The 2496-nt window shown below is 58.6% G+C and carries 2 protein-coding genes and 2 pseudogenes; 1 reads left to right on the plus strand and 3 read right to left on the minus strand.

Features of this window, described 5'->3' with window-relative positions; genetic code table 11:
- Positions 1 to 94: 94 nt before the first annotated feature.
- Together A3A5_RS40570 and A3A5_RS45515 are read right to left on the minus strand one after the other, a co-directional pair.
- Positions 95 to 823, minus strand: a pseudogene (locus tag A3A5_RS40570) (IS256 family transposase); the annotation flags it as partial.
- Positions 824 to 1359: 536 nt separating this feature from the next.
- Positions 1360 to 1539 (minus strand): hypothetical protein, encoded by a 180-nt coding sequence (locus A3A5_RS45515; RefSeq protein WP_369797788.1) that lies wholly within the window; start codon positions 1537 to 1539, stop codon positions 1360 to 1362.
- Positions 1540 to 1617: 78 nt separating this feature from the next.
- Here A3A5_RS45515 and A3A5_RS43405 point away from each other — a divergent pair, with 78 nt between their 5' ends.
- Positions 1618 to 2085 (plus strand): hypothetical protein, encoded by a 468-nt coding sequence (locus tag A3A5_RS43405; protein WP_157637249.1) that lies wholly within the window; start codon positions 1618 to 1620, stop codon positions 2083 to 2085.
- A gap of 294 nt (positions 2086 to 2379) precedes the next feature.
- On the opposite strand, the pseudogene A3A5_RS45725 reads toward A3A5_RS43405, so the two are convergent.
- A pseudogene (locus A3A5_RS45725) lies at positions 2380 to 2496 on the minus strand (fatty acid hydroxylase); the annotation flags it as partial.

Below are 2496 nucleotides of genomic sequence, written 5' to 3' on the forward strand. Positions count from 1 at the left end.
AAAACGCTTGGTTGGAAGACACCTGCCGAAGCCCTGGACCAATATCTAAAATCTGTTCAACAATCTATTGTTGCGACGACCGGTTGAATCCGCCCTGGCAGCCTCGGTTCTTGAGTTCATTGAAGACCTTGAGCCAGAACTTGGCGCCTTCGGTCTGCTCGACCCACAGGCCCAGCACATCGCGCTGACCGTTAGCCTGGATGCCCAAGGCCAGGTACACGGCCTTATTGCTGACGATGCCGCCATCGCGGATCTTGACCCGCAATGCGTCGAAGAACACGACCGGGTACATTGCCTCGAGCGGGCGGTTCTGCCAGGCGATGGTCTCGGCCATAACCTCGTCGGTGACCGAGCTGATGAAGTCCGGGGAGACGTCGGTTCCGTAGTTCTCGGCCAGAAACGCCTGGATCTCGCGCACGCTCATGCCGCGCGCGTGCATGGCAATAATGCGCTCATCGAAGCCGGTAAAGCGCCGCTCGTGCTTTGGGATCAGAACCGGCTCGAAGCTGCCATCGCGATCGCGTGGCAACTCGACCCGCACCGGGCCGCGCTCGGTGATCACGGTCTTGCCACTGAGGCCGTTGCGCGCATTGGACTGCTCGGCCGGCTTGGGCTCGCCTGGTTTCTAGCCCAAGTGCATGCTCATCTCGGCGCTCATCGCCCGTTCGATGATGGCCTTGTTGAACGCCAGCATCAGATCCTGGACGTCGCCGGGCGACATCGGCCCTTTAACCAGCTCGTCAAGCAAGCCCTCAGGCAAAGCAGGCAACGGCCCGCGGGCCGCCGCCTGGGACGCCACCGTACGTTTCTTCTTCATCGGCATATCCATGTTCACTACCTCTCATGATATGCCTCGCACACAAAATTCCGGATAGGTCCCGCAGATCCGACTTCAACCCAATCGCAACTGCAACTTGCCGAGCAGCTTCGCGCCGAAAACACCGGCATTAAGCAAGCCGATCAACAACCAACCCATAGGGATCAACAGGCGTGATGGCCGGCATATGCAGCCCGTCCCGCCCTGCTTGTCATAGGCGGAAAGACATACCAGCCACCGTCGCCGTGGCGGAAGAACATGATCGACAGCGTTCCCGTAGCGCGGTTGGACTCCACACAAACGAAACGGCTGTGGCAGTCGCGCAGTCGCCCCGTGCTGATAACTCGCGGCGGATTCGTCACGGTTGGCGCCAGCCATTTTTCAACCATCGACCGCAATGACTTCTCTGCTCCCATGCTTCCTCCATTAGCGGAGTGCTGCGGCACTGTCGTGCCGATTCTGTAGCTCCGTGATGCCATCGTATGTGGCACGATCACACCCCGCACTCAGGGGTGTATGAAAGCGCGACCAGGCTCTCCTGATTACACTGCAGGAAAATCCCTAATGTCGCAAGAAAAGCGACGCCGGCTCTTCCTGCGTGAAGCCACGCTGGATCGCAAAGCGAATCCGTTCGGCATTGTGTTTTGCACGCCCGGCTTTTGCATCAACTGCGTCTTGTGGGTGCTGATCGTCTTGGCGCTCAGCGAAAGCGAATTGGAGATTCATCCACGGTCTGACCGGCAGCGAGCCGCTGAAATGGTACTCGCGGTCGAAGAGCACTTCATTGTGCGCGAGCATCGATGCCGCTGGTGAAAGATCATGGCATCGACCAGGGCGGATCGATGAACTTGCCACGCAAGTTTGCGAATGGCCCGGGGCAGGATCTCGAGATCGCAGTCTTTTGTCACATAGCTAATGTCATGGCGCGCGCGCAAGGTAACTTGCGCTTCGTCGTGCATGCTGAAAATCAGGATGCTGAGGCCGGGCCATTCATCTTGCACGCGGCAAATCAGGTCACCACCACCTGCTTCAGACTACTGCGAACCATGGCGTGGTCGTCCGCAATTGAAACTCAGATCGCCAGGGAAGACGATAGGAATCTTGCCGCTCGTCATGCGATCTATGCTCAGCGCGCGAGCGCGACCCACATCGCTGCTCACGCCACAGGCGCAGCTGGTCGCCAATCGGCACGGGCACTCTCAACTCGGAGGCGAGATTGCACCTGTCCAGCGGCAACAAGCCAGGCGCCCGTCTGGCTGCATGAATAGGCGACACTGCCTTGACGCGCGCCGGCAAGGTCCATTTGGGTGTGGACAACGCTGCGCTATTTTGTTCGCGGTATATATAACGCCGGCCAGCGAACAGGAACGGGCTCGCGTCCAAGCACAGAACTGCAAGCGATTCGGCTGCCAGAAGCCAGTAAAGACTTGGTCCGGCAGCCAAGAAGTTGTTTCGTAGAATCCAACTTCGGCTGGGCAAACGCTTTCCGCTGCTCGCGTTCGTTGGACTTTGAACCCATGCTTGTTCGTCCGGTACCCATGCTGCTAAGTGCATAACACGTCCTAAGTTCGCTCCCCCATCACTTTGCTTCTACGCCAGCGACGACGATCAAACGGAAACATAAGGTAATCGCGCACCGTAAGCGGTTCCGGCTGTCCTCGGAGACCAACTTCCGGCCA

Origin of the sequence: Cupriavidus sp. UYPR2.512 (assembly GCF_000379565.1) — a bacterium.
GTDB lineage: Bacteria > Pseudomonadota > Gammaproteobacteria > Burkholderiales > Burkholderiaceae > Cupriavidus.